This is a genomic window from Maribacter litopenaei (assembly GCF_025244665.1).
In the GTDB taxonomy this organism is placed as follows: domain Bacteria; phylum Bacteroidota; class Bacteroidia; order Flavobacteriales; family Flavobacteriaceae; genus Maribacter; species Maribacter litopenaei.
In genome coordinates, this window is record NZ_CP104205.1 from 2,756,483 (window position 1) to 2,773,567 (window position 17,085).

General features: G+C 41.3%; 10 protein-coding genes and 5 pseudogenes. 9 read left to right on the forward strand and 6 right to left on the reverse strand.

The window, feature by feature from the left end; translation table 11 throughout:
- Positions 1-5: 5 nt before the first annotated feature.
- The gene (locus NYZ99_RS14865; RefSeq protein ID WP_260572010.1) at positions 6-335 is read right to left on the reverse strand and encodes a DUF4010 domain-containing protein; all 330 of its coding nucleotides are present in this window, start codon (positions 333-335) and stop codon (positions 6-8) included.
- Between the two features lie 37 nt (positions 336-372).
- Complete coding sequence (locus NYZ99_RS14870; protein WP_260572011.1) at positions 373-1,269, reverse strand: MgtC/SapB family protein; 897 nt, start codon at positions 1,267-1,269, stop codon at positions 373-375.
- A 221-nt stretch (positions 1,270-1,490) separates the two neighbouring features.
- Between NYZ99_RS14870 and NYZ99_RS14875 the strand changes: the two genes are divergently transcribed.
- Together NYZ99_RS14875 and NYZ99_RS22995 are read left to right on the forward strand one after the other, a co-directional pair.
- Positions 1,491-2,003, forward strand: a complete 513-nt coding sequence (locus NYZ99_RS14875; RefSeq protein ID WP_338039043.1) for a hypothetical protein — start codon at positions 1,491-1,493, stop codon at positions 2,001-2,003.
- Between the two features lie 114 nt (positions 2,004-2,117).
- Positions 2,118-2,192 carry an energy transducer TonB gene (locus NYZ99_RS22995; protein WP_420845229.1) on the forward strand — a complete coding sequence of 25 codons (75 nt, stop codon included), beginning with the start codon at positions 2,118-2,120 and terminating at the stop codon, positions 2,190-2,192.
- 81 nt (positions 2,193-2,273) lie between these two features.
- Here the strand turns inward: NYZ99_RS22995 and NYZ99_RS14880 are convergent.
- The 4 pseudogenes from NYZ99_RS14880 to NYZ99_RS14895 all read right to left on the reverse strand — a co-directional run bounded on the left by NYZ99_RS14880 (position 2,274) and on the right by NYZ99_RS14895 (position 8,977).
- Positions 2,274-4,696 (reverse strand): annotated as a pseudogene (locus NYZ99_RS14880) (sodium-translocating pyrophosphatase).
- Between the two features lie 104 nt (positions 4,697-4,800).
- Positions 4,801-5,327, reverse strand: a pseudogene (locus NYZ99_RS14885) (inorganic diphosphatase).
- Between the two features lie 67 nt (positions 5,328-5,394).
- A pseudogene (locus NYZ99_RS14890) lies at positions 5,395-7,897 on the reverse strand (DUF5686 family protein).
- A gap of 102 nt (positions 7,898-7,999) precedes the next feature.
- Positions 8,000-8,977: pseudogene (locus NYZ99_RS14895) on the reverse strand (pyruvate dehydrogenase complex E1 component subunit beta).
- 176 nt (positions 8,978-9,153) lie between these two features.
- Between NYZ99_RS14895 and NYZ99_RS14900 the strand changes: the two are divergent.
- From NYZ99_RS14900 to NYZ99_RS14930, 7 genes and pseudogenes are all read left to right on the forward strand, one after another.
- Positions 9,154-9,893 (forward strand): annotated as a pseudogene (locus tag NYZ99_RS14900) (electron transfer flavoprotein subunit beta/FixA family protein).
- Positions 9,894-9,930: 37 nt separating this feature from the next.
- Positions 9,931-10,896, forward strand: coding sequence for an electron transfer flavoprotein subunit alpha/FixB family protein (locus NYZ99_RS14905; protein WP_260572012.1), 966 nt, complete (start codon positions 9,931-9,933; stop codon positions 10,894-10,896).
- An 85-nt stretch (positions 10,897-10,981) separates the two neighbouring features.
- Complete coding sequence (locus NYZ99_RS14910; RefSeq protein WP_260572013.1) at positions 10,982-11,611, forward strand: bifunctional nuclease family protein; 630 nt, start codon at positions 10,982-10,984, stop codon at positions 11,609-11,611.
- Between the two features lie 16 nt (positions 11,612-11,627).
- The gene (locus NYZ99_RS14915; RefSeq protein ID WP_260572014.1) at positions 11,628-13,082 is read left to right on the forward strand and encodes a NupC/NupG family nucleoside CNT transporter; all 1,455 of its coding nucleotides are present in this window, start codon (positions 11,628-11,630) and stop codon (positions 13,080-13,082) included.
- Positions 13,083-13,281: 199 nt separating this feature from the next.
- On the forward strand, positions 13,282-14,958 hold the full coding sequence (locus NYZ99_RS14920; protein WP_260572017.1) for a PhoX family protein: 1,677 nt from the start codon (positions 13,282-13,284) through the stop codon (positions 14,956-14,958).
- Positions 14,959-15,225: 267 nt separating this feature from the next.
- Entirely contained in the window at positions 15,226-16,050 is an 825-nt protein-coding gene (locus NYZ99_RS14925) for a T9SS type A sorting domain-containing protein (RefSeq protein ID WP_260572018.1), read from the forward strand.
- A gap of 120 nt (positions 16,051-16,170) precedes the next feature.
- The gene (locus NYZ99_RS14930; protein ID WP_260572020.1) at positions 16,171-16,995 is read left to right on the forward strand and encodes a thymidylate synthase; all 825 of its coding nucleotides are present in this window, start codon (positions 16,171-16,173) and stop codon (positions 16,993-16,995) included.
- Positions 16,996-17,085 lie beyond the last annotated feature (90 nt).

Below are 17,085 nucleotides of genomic sequence, written 5' to 3' on the forward strand. Positions count from 1 at the left end.
CCATCTTAAAAATTCCAATTTTCCGGCCAAAGCCACATGACCAATAATCCAATTACGATAGAAATGCCAAAAGTAATTCCTATCCATTTCATTAACTGTCCGGTTCCCGTAACCGCGGCCATAATTCCTTTGAATAACAAATTGGACAATGAAGCCAGTAAAATCAGCCGCCAACCCGTAGAAGTTGCCAAGCCATCATTCTTAATTAAATTTGAAATGGAAAGTGTAATGGCATCCACATCCGTGAGTCCACTTACAATGGATACTATATAGAGGCCCTCATTTCCAAAGGTATCTTTCGTAAATGCCACAGCCAGCAGAATGAAGCCATACAATAACCCAAAAATAAGCGCACTTTTAAATTGGGCCGGGTTATCCGGCTCGCATCGTATCCGTCGTTTTATCCCGATTGATTACATAAAACAAGACGCCACAGAGGAGGGCCATACAAAATAATTCAAAAATTAACGGTAAAATAAGCTCGTTCAGTTTATCAGGGATTACCACGCCAATTTCTACCATAATCCTAACCAAGGCAATTGCCGATGCCGTTGTAATTATAAAAGCGGCCATTATATCCACATTCTTGGCTTGGGTGGTCTTTTTTGCATAACTAACCGTAGTCGCAGTACTACTAATCATTCCCCCCAAAACTCCATTTGAGATGATCCCTGCCTTTTTTCCCAAAAATTTGTAGATAAAGTAACCGGCTACACTAATACCCACAATAAGCACAACCATCAACCAAATATTATGAGGATTGATTACATCAAAAGGTCCATAGGTCTTGTTTGGCAAAATGGGCAAAACAATCAAGGAAATACCTGCGAAGGTCATGATGGCGGACAAATCCTTTTCCATGAGGTTTTCAATAAAATCGTGTAAATGTTCCTTGGCATAGAGGAGTATGGCCATTACGCCTCCCACGATAATCGCAATAACCTGGTTTCCCAAAACCAAATAAGCCCCAATGGCGAACATTAACAAAGCAGCCACTTCCGTTGTTTGGCCTATATCGGCCTCCTCAAACTTTTTAAGTTTTATCAGGTTTGCAATAATCAGTAACCCGGTCAAACTGATTCCCATTACCGGAACGATATACGGGTTTTCCATATCCCGAGCCAAAAATGCGGACATTACTCCCAAAATAGAAATTAGGGTAAAGGTTCTAACACCTGCCATTTTATTATCGGTGCGCTGCCTTTGAAGGCCCACCAAAAGGCCTAGTCCGAATGCAATTCCTAATGTTGATAAATCACTGTAATCCATAGGACCATGAATATACTATAATTACCGTATAAAAATTGAAGCGGTTACTCCATAAATTAATTCAAGACCATATCCATTTTTTAATCAAGCTACTTCCCTAACCAAAAGGGGTGTTTCACTCATTGCCCCTTTTAATGCGAAGATTATCAACATAGTTTTAAGCATAGAAAAACTTACGTATAACAAGGCTTCTATAATCGAGGCCATAAACTTTAAAAAAAATGAGACCAAAAAAGAATCCAAAAAAAGACCTCAACAAAAAAAGTGGACTGTTCTTTGTCTTAGGATTATTACTCGTACTGGGACTTGCATTTGTTGCCTTGGAATGGAAAACGTATGAACCAAAATCTATCTATGACGTTAGCATGAATGTTTCACCAAACGAAATTGAAGAGGAAATTGTTGATATTTTCAAAATTGAAAAGCCCAAAATTAAACAGGTACTTCCACCGGAAATAAAGGTGGAAGACAACGATGTTAAAATTGAAGAAACTGATATCCTATCCACGGAGGCGGATACAGACACTGAAATTATTGATGTTGAGGACATCGTAGTGGAAGATCCAATAGAGGAAGTAAATGTTAACTGGATAACGATAGAAGAAGTACCCGTATTCCCAGGATGCGAAAATGCCAAGGACAAACGGGAATGTTTTAACGAAATGATGCAAAAGCATATTAAAAAGAACTTTCGGTATCCGAGAGGTTGCCCAAGAGATGGGAATTCAAGGTAGGGTTCATACCCTATTTGAAATCAAAAGCGATGGGTCGATAGGGTCTATACAAAAAAAGGACCCCATGAAATCTTGGAGGAAGAGGCCATTCGTATTCTTTCAAAACTACCCAAAATGACACCGGGTCAGCAACGTGGAAACCCCGTAAAAGTTTCCTTTAGTATACCTATAAATTTTATACTTCAGTAATTGCAGAAGTACCAAAAATAAAACGATCCCACCAAAATGGCGGGATCGTCTCTAGTATAAAAATTTTAAAGTAAAGAAGTTTTACTGAATTTCTTCTTCCACTTCCTCTACTACCTTTTCGATTTGAACTTTTACATTTTCAGAAGATTTGTTGAAAGCCTCGATTTTGGTTTTCACTTCCTCCTCGGTTCCTTCAAAAACTTGTTCAGAAACAGATTCTTCGCCATTATCAGCAATAGTAGTTACTACTGTAGCCTTCACCGTTCCTTCCTCGTTCTTTTCCATTTTTACCTCAACTTTTCTTTCTATCTGCTTTGCAACAACTTCTGTAGCGATTTTTTCTTCATTGTAAGCTGTCATGCTATCCCCACTCAAAGCAATACTTGGTGCAATTACCAAAGCCACTACGGACATTAACTTTAAAAGAATGTTCAAGGAAGGACCTGATGTATCCTTAAAAGGATCTCCTACCGTATCACCAACAACCGCCGCTTTGTGAGCGTCCGTACCCTTACGTCCATCACTTTCAATTGTCTTTTTTGCGTTATCCCAAGCACCACCGGCGTTGGACTGGAAGATAGCCATCAATACCCCACAAGTAGTAACCCCTGCCAATAGACCGCCCAACATTTCGGCGCCACCTATAAATCCAACCGCAACAGGTACCGCAATGGCCAAAAGACCTGGCAATACCATTTCCTTAATGGAAGCTTGTGTAGAAATGGCCACACATTTATCGTATTCGGCAACACCATCGGCAGCATCAAAAGTAGCTCTCTGTGCATCGGTTGCTTTTGACATATCAGAATCAACCGCTCTCATTACTTCCAAGGCCGCTTTCAATTGTGGAATATCCCTGAACTGACGACGTACCTCTTCGATCATCGCCATAGCGGCTCTACCCACAGCATTCATGGACAGGGCGGAAAATACAAATGGCAACATACCACCAACCAATAAACCGGCCATTACCGTAGGTTTGGAAACATCAATCGCCATTACATTAGCCGTTTGCATAAAGGCCGCAAAAAGTGCCAATGCGGTCAATGCAGCAGAAGCGATTGCAAATCCTTTTCCTATGGCCGCTGTAGTATTACCTACTGCATCCAATTTATCGGTACGTTCCCTAACTTCACCAGGCAACTCGGCCATTTCGGCAATTCCACCGGCGTTATCGGAAATTGGCCCGTAAGCATCCACAGCCAACTGAATTCCTGTATTGGCCAACATTCCTACGGCTGCGATGGCAATACCATAAAGTCCTGCAAAATGATGTGAAACTAAAATCGCTGCTGCTATTAAAAGAATAGGGAACATGGTTGACATCATACCAACACCCAATCCGGAGATAATATTTGTAGCGGCACCGGTTTCGGACTGACGCACAATAGAGTTTACAGGTTTTGTACCTGTCCCAGTATAATATTCGGTAACCTTACCTACGGCTAGTCCAGCCACCAGTCCGGCCAATACCGCAATGAAGACACCCAAAGAACCATACTCTACACCACCGAAGGTCCAGCTTTCAGGCAACATATTGGTAATAATAAAATAACATGCAATCAGCATTAAACCAGCAGATCCAAACTCACCTACGTTTAAGGCAGTTTGCGGATTACCACCGTCCTTTACCTTTACAAAGAACGTTCCGATGATGGACATTATAATACCAACAGCAGCTAATACCAATGGAAGATATACCGCACCCAAACCATCGAAGGCACCTTCAAAAGCAGGAATCTGAACAAAAGCGGCCCCCAGTACCATAGTACCGATGATGGAACCTACATATGATTCGAACAAATCTGCACCCATACCGGCAACATCACCAACATTATCCCCTACGTTATCCGCAATGGTAGCAGGGTTTAAAGGGTAGTCCTCCGGGATACCAGCCTCTACCTTACCAACCAAATCCGCTCCTACGTCCGCAGCTTTGGTATAAATACCACCACCAACACGTGCAAAAAGGGCAATGGATGAAGCACCCAAGGAAAATCCTGAAAGTACGTTCAATACTTCGCCTACGACCACCCTTGTCCGCTATAAATCATGAAAAGACCACTTAATCCAAGTACTCCCAATCCTACAACACCAAGTCCCATAACGGCACCTCCGGCAAATGCAACCTCCAAAGCCTTGCCCAAAGAGGTTCTAGCAGCCTGTGTAGTTCTAACATTGGCTTTGGTCGCTACCTTCATCCCAATAAAACCGGCCAAAGCGGAACATATGGCACCTACGATAAATGAAACCGCTACCATCCCATTAGACCCTACCTCATTGGTACCTTTAAAGAACAGAAGAACTGCCACAGCAGCTACGAAAACAGCCAATATTTTATACTCGGCCTTTAAGAAGGACATTGCGCCATCTGCAATGTTTTTGGCTATTCTCGCCATCTTTTCACTACCTACTTCTTGCTTGGATACCCATGCGCTTTTAATGAAAACGTACAATAAGGCCAAGACACCAAAAGCAGGTAAAAACTTTACGATTAATTCCATTTTGATCAGTTATTTTTTTGTGGCTGCTAAAGTAGTAAAATAGAATATAATAAAAAAAGCCCCCTGTTATAATAATAAAGGGGGCTTTTGAATGCTTAAATTAGCTATATCATAAAGGTACGTTTATCCTTATGCTCGCTTTCCTGATACCTTTTTACACACTCCTCGTAAATTTTAATGGCTTCTTCATGATTTCCCCATCCCCCGGTATCGACTTTCTTTTTTTCCAAATCCTTATACACTTGAAAAAAATGTTCAATTTCTTTGAGCCTATGTGGATTTAAGTCGCTAATGTCATCCCTTTTACTCCAAATAGGATCTGATACAGGTACGCAGATAATTTTTTCATCGGGTCCCTTTTCATCGGTCATATGAAATACCCCAATGGGTTTTACCTCCATGACCACCATGGGAAAGGTGGGTTCCGTTCCCAAAACCAAAACATCCAATGGATCCCTATCCAAGGCCAACGTTTCGGAACGAACCCGTAATCCCCGGGATACATCATGGAAGAGAACAAGGTTCTATCAAACCTTATCTTATGAAGGGTGAAATCATACTCATATTTATTCCGACTTCCTTTGGGAATCTCTATCAATACATCAAATGTTACGTCTTTTTTATTGGCCATACGTGTTTTTAAGTTATTTAAGGTTGTTAATGAAACGAAACCTATTTTCGATAATTGTATTTACAAATCAAAAACTAAAACCAAAGGTTCCTGTAACACCGAAGGGTCTCGGCGTTGGGGTTGTCCAAGTAGTTGCCCCTAAAGTTAAAGTCGATTCTGAAAATCCTAAATATATTCCCTATCCCAAAAGAGTATTCATAATATATCTTTTCCGAGGGAGCTCTTAAGGGCGTATTTAGGGTAGCGGGGGTACTTAGGGCAATATTCTCATCCGATAAACTTCCCCAAACACCTCTTAAGCCTACAATTTCCCTCAGGTTCAATTTACGTAAAAAAGGTATCCTAGAAAAGAGCCTTCCATTAAAATTGTGTTCCAAATGAACCGATGCATATGTATCGGTAACGAATTCATAAAAATCCAAATTGGGAAATGTCCCATAATTCGAGAAAAAGGTCTCGGTTTCCCGGAATCACGCTTAACAACCCCAAAGGAACCTCCCCAAAGGTCTTGCCCAATTCCACAGTGCTCATTAATCGGCCAAAACCACCCAATTGCCAAGGTTGGCTATACGAAAATTGTAATTTCTGATAGTTAAAATCACTGTCCAAGACACCTTTTGTTCCTTTTGTATAGTTAAGTAACAGTGTACTATAGGTATCGTTTACATCCCGTCTTTCCACCCCGTACCCAATCGTCCTTTTCCCAGGCGTGTAAATCAAAAGGGTGTTAAAATCGAATTGCCGTATTTCAGATGAAATACCGGTAGGTGAGTCAGGATCGACGTACTCCAAGCTAAAGTCATTCGGCAAGGCCGAACTCAATGTTCTAAAGGTTCCCCCTAAAGACACCCTGAAATTTGTTATGGGCTCCAGCTCAAAACTTAACGCACTCAGGTTTATGTTCGTCAACCTATTATTGGCTCCCACGGTCAAAAGTGAAGAGGATGCAATACTACGTCCCAATACATCACGGGTAGCCGTTAAGCTAACCCCCAATTGTTCAATATCACGCCGGTTTCCACCGGAAATTATCAATCGGGTCTTTGGGTCTATGAGAAATTTTCCGCTAAGACCATGTTTCATTTTTCTATCGGTAAATCCGTATGCCACGTATCCCTCTAATCGCCACAAATCATTTTGGCCCCTGTAGGTCCTAGCTCCCAATCTCACCCGCGGACCTTCCGCAGGATTGTATCCAAACACATCATATACATTGCCAATGTCCAAATCCCATTTATCGATCTCCACATATCCAGATCCCAAAATACTGACCAGATTATAATAGGACTTAAATTTGGGAACGGTTTTTAAAGTATCCAACAAGGTATAAATCCCCGCTTCATCCTTATTAAGTGATTCCAATCTGTTCTTTTCCCAAAAGGCATCGTCCTGAACTATTAAATTGATATCCAATGGATTTAAATCCTTTCGGTAAAACTCCTTTGGTTTTTCCATATCGAATTCATAGTTGTCGTACACCGTCGTACGTTTTCCATACACACCTCCGGATTTTTCCTTTTTCTGAAAACTGAAATCGCTCAACATATAATCCCTCTTTAAAAGAAAAAGGGAATCGTTCACCACTTCAAAATCCTGTTCAATATAAATTTCCTTTACCCAGTTGATATTGGCACTTTTCGTTACTTCCAGATTGATGTTCTTTATGGCCCAAGTAGAATCGTTTACCCAAAAATCACCCTTAAAGGTAAGTTCGTTCTTTCTCCTAGGGTAATAAACAATATTATAACACCACTTGTTATCAATATAGGCACTGTCTCGCAGCGCATAATTATAAGTATCCACGCCCGTTCGGAAAGGGGGCTGGTAAAGCTCTTGTCAAAAAACTTTAAATAATTGTCATAAATATCATAACTCTGATAAAGATCCTGTACAAAGGCAATAATTGCTTGATTATTTTCAAAGCCGAGTTCTTATTCCCCAAAATATCTTCCTTTTCCTCATTTAAAACATTGTCACCATATACTTTAGAAAACGTTTCGTTCAAAAAAATGGGTAGATATGTTTTGCCGGTAATCCTTGAAGTATCCAAGTCCTGAAACACAAACTCCGAGACCTTTAAAGATTTTACGTTTCATCAACGCGCTGTCTATGGTGTTCAAATCAAATTCTACCTTCTCGTATTTATCAAAGGCGTACTGTTTAAATTTTCTAACGCCATTTTCACGTTTCTTGGCCCAAATTTTTCGAAGGATATCCACGGCGGGATTATTCTTTTTGGACTGTTTACCTGAAATCAATACAACCTCATTCAATTGTTCCGTGGCCTCAGCAAGAACCACCTTCATATCATAATTTACCCTTGAGGCAAGTTCAATTTCCTTAGTGTCATACCCTATAAATGAAATCACCAAAACATCATACGTAGTATCAGATTCTAGATAAAACCTTCCGTTATCATTGGTAATAGTACCTTCTGTCGAATTTTTAAAAAGAATATTAGCGAATGCTACAGGCTCCCCACTCTCATCAGTAACAATACCCCCAACCTTGGTTTGACCTAGTACCGTAACCGTTATAAACAACAGAAAATAGAAAAAGAGTTTATTCATGTATATACTGTTCCCTCGTGCCTCAGTGCAAATAGTGTACCAATAAAAAAGCTTCTTCAACATGGGTCGAAGAAGCTAAGATAACTTTACACTATTCAATAGTTACTTATATAATACTTTTTTAACAGCTTTAATAACATCTTCGTGATTGGGCAACCATTCCTCCAACAAAACAGGAGAGTAAGGTGCGGGTGTATCTGCCGTATTGATTTTTACTATAGGAGCATCTAAATAGTCAAATGCATTTGCTTGGATGTGATAGGTGATTTCCGTGGCCACATTGCCAAAAGGCCAAGCCTCTTCCAACACCACCAATCTATTTGTCTTCTTCACGGATTTTACAATGGCCTCATAATCCAATGGTTTTACGGTGCGTAAATCTATGATTTCACAACTAATTCCCTCCTTCTCCAATTCATCGGCCGCTTTGTAGGCCTCCTTGATAATTTTTCCAAAGGAAACAATGGTCACGTCTTTACCCTCTCTTTTTATGTCGGCAACACCGATAGGAATAGTATATTCACCTTCAGGAACCTCCCCTTTATCACCATACATTTGTTCGGATTCCATAAAAATGACCGGATCGTCATCCCTGATAGCTGATTTCAACAAGCCCTTAGCATCGGCAGGGTTTGAAGGAACGATTACCTTTAAACCAGGACAATTGGCATACCAGCTTTCAAAAGCTTGGGAGTGTGTCGCTGCCAATTGACCGGCAGAAGCGGTTCAGTCCCTGAAAACAATAGGGCATGGAAATTGGCCTCCTGACATTTGCCTAATTTTGGCAGCATTGTTAATTATTTGGTCAATACCCACCAACGAAAAGTTGAAGGTCATAAACTCTACTATAGGTCTGTTTCCAGTCATGGTTGATCCCACGGCGACCCCGGCAAATCCCAATTCCGCGATAGGCGTATCGATTACCCTTTTAGGATCAAACTCATCCAGCATACCTTTAGAAGCTTTGTAGGCTCCGTTATATTCCGCAACTTCCTCACCCATAAGATATATGGATTCATCCCTACGCATCTCCTCGGACATTGCCTCCGCAATCGCTTCTCTAAACTGTAGTGTTTTCATGTCAATAAGAAATATTAGTCTTTTAACCTTCAATTGAAAGCAAGCAAAAATAGGAAATTATATATCAATTTAACGGATGGCCGTTTTAAAAAAAGTTATAAAATTTACTATGCATGCATAGTAAATTTACAAATTATTGGTTATCTTCGTTCCCAACACAAAAAAGATTTTATTCAATGAAAGTACTAGTTTGTATAAGTAATGTACCGGATACTACATCCAAGATAAACTTCACCGATGGAGACACCAAATTTGATACTTCCGGTGTGCAATTTGTAATAAACCCCAATGATGAGTTTGGACTTACAAGGGCCATGTGGTTAAAAGAAAAACAAGGCGCCACCGTACATGTGGCTACTGTTGGAGAAGCCAGCGTAGAACCCACAATGAGAAAGGCTTTAGCAATTGGTGCCGATGAGGCCATTAGGGTCAATGCCGTGCCAACAGATGGTTTTTTTGTGGCCCAGCAACTGGCCGAGATCGCAAAGAATGGTGGTTATGATTTGATCATTGGGGGAAGGGAATCTATAGATTATAACGGTGGAATGGTACCAGGAATTCTTGCCTCCTTATTGGATATGAATTTTGTAAATACCTGCATAAAATTGGAGATCGAAGGAGATAATGTAACTGCGGTTCGGGAGATTGATGGCGGAAAGGAAACCTTAAGCACCTCCCTACCTTTGGTTGTTGGGGGTCAAAAAGGCTTGGTAGAGGAAAGCGACCTCAAAATTCCCAACATGCGCGGTATTATGATGGCGAGAAAAAAGCCTTGAATGTAGTGGAACCTATAGAAGGTGTACATGCCACTGATGATGTCAAGTTCGACAAACCAGCACCAAAAGGAGAAATAAAACTGGCCGAAACCGTGGATGAGCTCGTCTCATTACTTCACAACGAGGCCAAGGTGATTTAAAAGCGTTTTAAAGCTGTAAAAATAAAAACAAGAAGAAATGTCAGTTATAGTATATACGGAATCAGAAAACGGAAAATTCAAAAAAAATGCCTTTGAAGTGGCTTCCTATGCAGCGGAAGTAGCCAAACAAATGGGAACTTCGGCATCCGCCGTCTCCCTAAATTGCAAAGAAAACGATGTTTTGGGCACCTATGGTGTCGCCAAAGTATTGAACGTTCAGAATGCCAGCCTTACCCCCTTCAATGCCAAAGCTACGGCAGAAGTAATGGCAAAGGCCATAGAATCTGAGAACGCCACCTTGGTAATTGTCAGCTCAAGTTCAGATGCAAAATATATGGCCCCACTTTTAGCTGCGCAATTAAAGGCAGGTTATGTCCCTAATGTAGTGGCTGCTCCGGAAAGTACTTCACCATTTCAGGTGAAGAGGACTGCTTTCAGTAACAAAGGATTTGCCCATACGGTCATTAAGACCGATATAAAGATTATTGGGGTATCCAATAATGCTTTCGGAACAGTGGAAACACCTACTGATGTATCCATAGAAGATTTCAATGTAGCCCTTGATTCTGAATTTAAAACCAAGTCAACGGATATCGATAAGGTTGTTGGCAAAGCCACCATTGCAGATGCAGATATCGTTGTTTCTGCAGGAAGAGGTTTAAAAGGACCTGAAAACTGGGGAATGATCGAAGAATTGGCAGATGTTCTCGGTGCAGCCACTGCATGCTCAAAACCTGTATCCGATCTAGGTTGGAGACCACACGGTGAACATGTTGGGCAAACCGGTAAACCCGTTGCAAGTAACTTGTACATTGCAATAGGAATTTCGGGTGCTATCCAACATTTGGCCGGTGTCAGTGCCTCAAAAACGAAAGTGGTCATAAACAATGATCCAGAGGCTCCTTTTTTTAAGGCTGCGGACTATGGAATCGTAGGTGATGCATTTGAAGTAGTGCCGGAGTTAATCGAAAAATTAAAGGAATTTAAAGCTCAAAACAGCTAATTTTTGTTAATTTGTGCCCCACAAAGGGCTGTTCGAATAGTTGGAGTCCCAAGTGTTTGAACAGCTTTTTTAGTTTATAATATTTATGAGTTTAGTACGATTGAAAATAAAAGGGATTTCTTATAGCCAAACACAAAATGGTGCGTATGCCCTAATATTGAATGAAGTAGAGGGAGACAGAAAATTACCAATTGTCATAGGGGCTTTTGAAGCTCAGTCCATAGCCATAGCACTTGAAAAGGAAATCAAGCCACCACGGCCACTTACTCATGATCTTTTTAAGAATTTTGCTGACCGCTTTGACATCGTCATAAAGCAGGTGATTATCCATAAATTGGTGGACGGAGTTTTCTATTCCAGTATCATCTGTGAAAGGGACGGTATTGAGGAAATCATTGATGCCAGGACAAGTGATGCCATTGCATTGGCGCTTCGTTTCAACGCTCCCATTTTCACCTACAAAACCATATTGGACAAGGCTGGTATTTTTCTGAAGTTTTCTTCCAAAGAAACAGAAAAAAAGGAAAGCGATGACAGCATTGTTGTGGACGAGATACTTCAAGAAGGAGAAACCGTTGAAATAGACTCAGGCGCTACAGACGGCTATACAGAATTGACCATAGATGAATTGGAGCAGGAACTTAAAAAAGCGGTGGCCAGCGAGGATTACGAAAAGGCCGCAAAGTTAAGGGATGAAATATCCAAGAGAAATTGATTGACAACCTTGGCGCATGAAAAAAAAGATTTGGCTATCCTCCCTCCTATTCATTTTCACTTTCTTATTATTTTCCCAAACCCCTGATACAATCATAAATTCCGTTGATAGCACGGTCTTAAATGACATTGAAGGGGAACAATTGAGCTCGGTTATTCCCAACGAAGGATTTTCTTTCAACAGTTTATGGAGGGGTGTACTTGGGATGCTTATACTGCTTGGGCTTGCCTTTTTATTCAGTTCCAAAAAGAGGGCAATTAACTGGAAGACTGTTGGAATTGGACTTGCCATACAACTGGCATTGGCCATAGGGATTTTAAAGGTTCCTTTCATTAGGGCCATTTTTACGGTATTAGGAAAAATATTCAATGAAATCTTAAATTTCACGGTCGCGGGGAGTCAGTTTTTATTAGGTAATCTGATGAATATAGACAACCCAAATATCGGCTATGTATTCGCGTTTCAAATTCTACCTACCATCATCTTTTTTTCGGCTTTGACCTCAGTCCTTTTTTACTTGGGAATCATTCAAAAAATAGTAAAGGGACTTGCATGGCTTTTGACCAAGTCTCTAGGAATTTCGGATCCTGAGAGTCTTTCAGTGGCCGGAAATATTTTTTTAGGACAGACCGAAGCACCATTGATGATCAAGGCATATTTGGAAAGAATGACAAAATCTGAAATTCTGTTGGTAATGATTGGAGGAATGGCTACCGTTGCTGGTGGTGTTCTCGCAGCCTACATAGGGTTTTTAGGAGGGAACGATGAGGCACTACGACTCGAATTTGCACGTCACCTCATAGCCGCATCCGTTATGGCTGCCCCAGGGGCTATCGTGGTCTCCAAAATATTATGTCCACAAACCGAAGAAGTCGACACTAACATCAAAGTCTCCACAGAAAAAATAGGAACCAATTTGCTCGATGCCATCGCAAATGGTACCACAGAAGGATTAAAGCTCGCGGTAAATGTAGGTGCCATGCTTTTGGTCTTTGTAGCCTTTATTGCTATGTTAAATGGTATTTTTGGGTATGTTGGCAATATTACCAACATAAATCAATTTGTTGCACAACATTCCTCATTTGAAAGGTTATCATTGGAGGCTATACTTGGAACTATTTTCGCTCCATTGATGTGGCTTATTGGAGTGGCCAACGAGGATATTGCCCTTATGGGCCAATTATTGGGAATTAAATTAGCTTCCAGCGAATTTGTTGCTTATACCCAATTGGCGGAGTTAAAGGATTTATCGGTCACTCCCAGTTTGGGATATCAAAAGTCCATTATCATGGCGACATATATGCTTTGTGGGTTTGCCAACTTTGCTTCGATAGGAATCCAAATTGGCGGAATTGGTTCCTTGGCTCCGGGACAACGTAAAACACTGTCCGAGTTTGGAATGAAGGCAGTATTGGGAGGGTCACTTGCCTCGCTATTGTCTGCTACTATAGCGGGGATGATTTTGGGGTAAAAGTTCTTTCTTATTATTAATAAACCCTCCCGCAGCTTTGCTTACCCCGATTAATGCTGCATTTTAGCCCACAAGTACAACCTTCGTATCCTAAATTAACTACCTTGGCAAGAGGTACTTAATCAAAATATTGTACTTCTTTATGTCATTCAAATTCTACATAAGGCTATCCTTGTTTGTCTTTCCCTTATGGTCGACCTTGAGCTTTAGTCAAAATATAGCCGATTTTCAATCCGTTGAACCTACCGTCCGAAATTCGGATTTTGTAATTCCGTCGTCCCATACATTCCAAAAAATAATTACACAAGGAGAAACACTTTCGGATGGAAATCAACTTCCTGGATATGCAGATTTTACCGGTTATGTACCTATTGGAGGGAACAGTGAAAATGGATATTTAAGTATTAACCATGAAACTGTTCCAGGGGGAAATTCAATCTTAGACATTAACTTCAATGCCAGTACAAAATTATGGTCAACCTCTTATTCAAAAGCTGTAGACTTTACACCTGTTGCAGGCACCATAGCCAATTGCTCCGGAACGGTAACTCCATGGAATACCATTATAAGCTGTGAAGAATATACCTCTCAGGAGATTGCCAACCAGTATCCATTTCCTGTGGACAGTAACAATGATGGATACGATGACTTTGGATGGGCAGTGGAAATAGACCCTGTGACCAAGACCGTTATCGAAAAGAGATGGGCTCTTGGAAATTTCAAGCATGAAAATTTGGTAATACATAATAATCAAAGGACTGCCTACCAAGGGGCCGATGCCTCTGTGGGTTATTTGTTCAAATTTGTGGCGGATACCCCACAAAATCTTAGCAGTGGAAAACTGTATGTGTATCGCGGATCTAAAAGCGGCTCCGGTGAATGGGTGCTTTTGGCCAATACGACTCCAAGTGAACGAAATTCCACGAATGCCCGGAGCGCCGATGTGGGAGCTACCGTTTTCAGCGGAATCGAGGACGTTGAAATTGGGCCTGATGGTTATGTGTATTTCGCTGTAAAAAATGAGGACAGGGTGTATAGATTCCTTGACTCCGATCCCATCACTGGAACAACGGTGGTAAATATGGAAACATATGTAGGTAACACCACCTACTCGATATCACACCAAAATGGCACTACTAATGTGAATTGGGGTTATGGAAATGATAATTTGGCTTTTGATGGTGAAGGTAATCTTTGGGTAATGCAGGATGGCGAAAATAATTATATATGGGTCGTAAAAAATGGACATTCGCAAAGCAATCCCAATGTCGAAATATTTGGGATTGCTCCCAATGGAGCTGAACCTACTGGAATAACTTTTTCCCCGGATTATAGGTTTCTATTTATGTCGATTATGCACCCATCCTCTTCCAATAGTGGTAGTACACAGAAAGATGCGGCTGGTTTTGAAATTTCGTTTGACAAAACCACAACCGTAGTGATAGCCTTGAAGGAAAATCCGGGAAATTCAACCACTAATTATAACTGGTACCGTGACGCAGATGGAGATGGATATGCCGTTCTTCCCATTGTTCAAAGTTCCACAAGTCCAGGCCCTGAATATACTCAAAACGTATTGCCCACGACGGACTGTGACGACACGAATCCCGATATCTTCGAAGCAACCACTTGGTACCTCGATGCCGATGGGGACGGTTATGCCGCTTCCACCATGGAAAGCTGTAACTCCCCCGGAACCGGTTATACCCGAATGTGCTGCCAGTTTCGGATTGTGACGACACGAATCCGGACGTTTTTGAGGCAACCACTTGGTACCTCGATGCCGACGGGGACGGTTATGCCGCTTCCACCATGGAAAGCTGCAATTCCCCCGGAACCGGTTATACCGGAATGTATTGCCCGTGTCCGATTGTGACGACTCGGATCCCGATATCTTCGAGGCCGTAACTTGGTACCTCGATGCCGATGGGGACGGTTATGCCGCTTCCACCATGGAAAGCTGTAACTCACCCGGAACGGGATATACCCAAAATGCATTGTCCGTGTCGGATTGTGATGATACCGACCCTAATATCTTCGAGGCAACCACTTGGTACCTCGATGCCGATGGGGACGGTTATGCCGCTTCCACCATGGAAAGCTGCAATTCCCCCGGAACCGGTTATACCCGAATGTATTGCCCGTGTCCGATTGTGATGATACCGACCCTAATATCTTCGAAGCAACCACTTGGTACCTCGATGCCGATGGGGACGGTTATGCCGCTTCCACCATGGAAAGCTGTAACTCCCCCGGAACCGGTTATACCCAAAATGTATTGCCAGTGTCGGATTGTGATGATACCGACCCCGATGTTTTTGAGGCCACCACTTGGTTCCTCGATGCCGATGGGGACGGTTATGCCGCTTCCACCATGGAAAGCTGTAACTCACCCGGAACGGGATATACCCAAAATGCATTGCCCGTGTCGGATTGTGATGATACCGACCCTAATATCTTCGAGGCAACCACTTGGTACCTCGATGCCGATGGGGACGGTTATGCCGCTTCCACCATGGAAAGCTGTAACTCACCCGGAACGGGATATACCCAATATGCATTGCCCGTGTCGGATTGTGATGATACAAATGAAATGATCAACCCCGAAACAGTTTGGTACGATGATGAAAATGGTGATGGTATTGCGGATTCTGATCAGACCATAATAGGCTGTGAAAACCCAGGTTCCGGTTATACCTATGTTGAACCCACTCCCTTCATCAATGAATCGGAAATTATTCTATATCCCAACCCCTCGACTGAAACTATCAAAATAAATCTTGGTAAAATTCAGAATAGAATTGCCATTACCATCATAAATTCAAATAAACAGCTAGTATTCAAGAAACAATTTGAAAACAAAAAAAATATTGAAATAGAGACATCCCTTTATTCATCGGGTATTTATTTTATTTACTTAAGCAATGAGGATGGATATCTTACCTCTAAAAAAATGATTAAACTTTAGTATCGTCTTTCCAGTAGTAGTTGATAATTTTTTATAACCTAATTGTTTGCCGGCTTTCAAGAAGCAGTCTTTCACTATTTTTGTAAAGATTATTACCGTTGTTTATACCAAATAGGAAAAATGAAACAATACCACGACCTAGTGAAGCATGTCTTAAATGAAGGGAACCAAAAAGGCGATAGAACCGGAACCGGAACCAAAAGTGTTTTTGGGTATCAGATGCGATTTGACCTTAGCGAGGGATTTCCCATGGTTACTACTAAAAAATTACATCTTAAATCCATCATTTATGAACTGCTCTGGTTTTTAAAAGGTGATACCAACATTGAATATTTACAGGAAAATGGTGTTCGTATTTGGAACGAATGGGCCGATGACAATGGGAATCTAGGTCCTGTGTACGGACATCAGTGGCGGAACTGGAACAGTGATGAGATTGACCAAATAAAAGAGATTGTTGAAACCCTAAAAAACAATCCTAATAGCAGACGCATGTTGGTGTCGGCTTGGAACCCAAGTGTTCTTCCGGATACTTCCAAATCATTTTCTGAAAATGTGGCCAATGGAAAGGCCGCCCTTCCTCCTTGCCATGCATTTTTTCAATTTTATGTGGCAGACGGCAAATTGTCCTGTCAGCTATACCAACGTAGTGCCGATATTTTCTTGGGAGTTCCCTTCAACATTGCTTCCTATGCCCTATTTACCATGATGATGGCCCAAGTATGCGGTTATGAGCCTGGGGATTTCATTCATACCTTTGGAGATGCTCATATCTACAACAACCATATGGAACAGGTTGAACTTCAATTGAGCAGAGAACCAAGACCGTTACCTAAAATGATATTAAATCCTGATGTCAAGGATATATTCGATTTTAAGTTCGAAGACTTTACGTTGTTGGATTATGATCCGCACCCGCATATTAAAGGGGCTGTTGCCGTTTAAATATCAACCTTAGTTATAAATAAAGATAATTTATCCCAATCCTAATTTTAGTTTCTTTTGAAAAAGGATAAAACCCAACCTCTACAGAGA

Coding starts and splice junctions, on each gene's coding strand:
- NYZ99_RS14870 (WP_260572011.1), bottom strand. CDS start 1,269: ATGGATTACAGTGATTTATCAACATTAGGAATTGCATTCGGACTAGGC.
- NYZ99_RS14875 (WP_338039043.1), top strand. CDS start 1,491: ATGAGACCAAAAAAGAATCCAAAAAAAGACCTCAACAAAAAAAGTGGA.
- NYZ99_RS14905 (WP_260572012.1), top strand. CDS start 9,931: ATGTCAGTTATAGTATATACGGAATCAGAAAACGGAAAATTCAAAAAA.
- NYZ99_RS14910 (WP_260572013.1), top strand. CDS start 10,982: ATGAGTTTAGTACGATTGAAAATAAAAGGGATTTCTTATAGCCAAACA.
- NYZ99_RS14915 (WP_260572014.1), top strand. CDS start 11,628: ATGAAAAAAAAGATTTGGCTATCCTCCCTCCTATTCATTTTCACTTTC.
- NYZ99_RS14930 (WP_260572020.1), top strand. CDS start 16,171: ATGAAACAATACCACGACCTAGTGAAGCATGTCTTAAATGAAGGGAAC.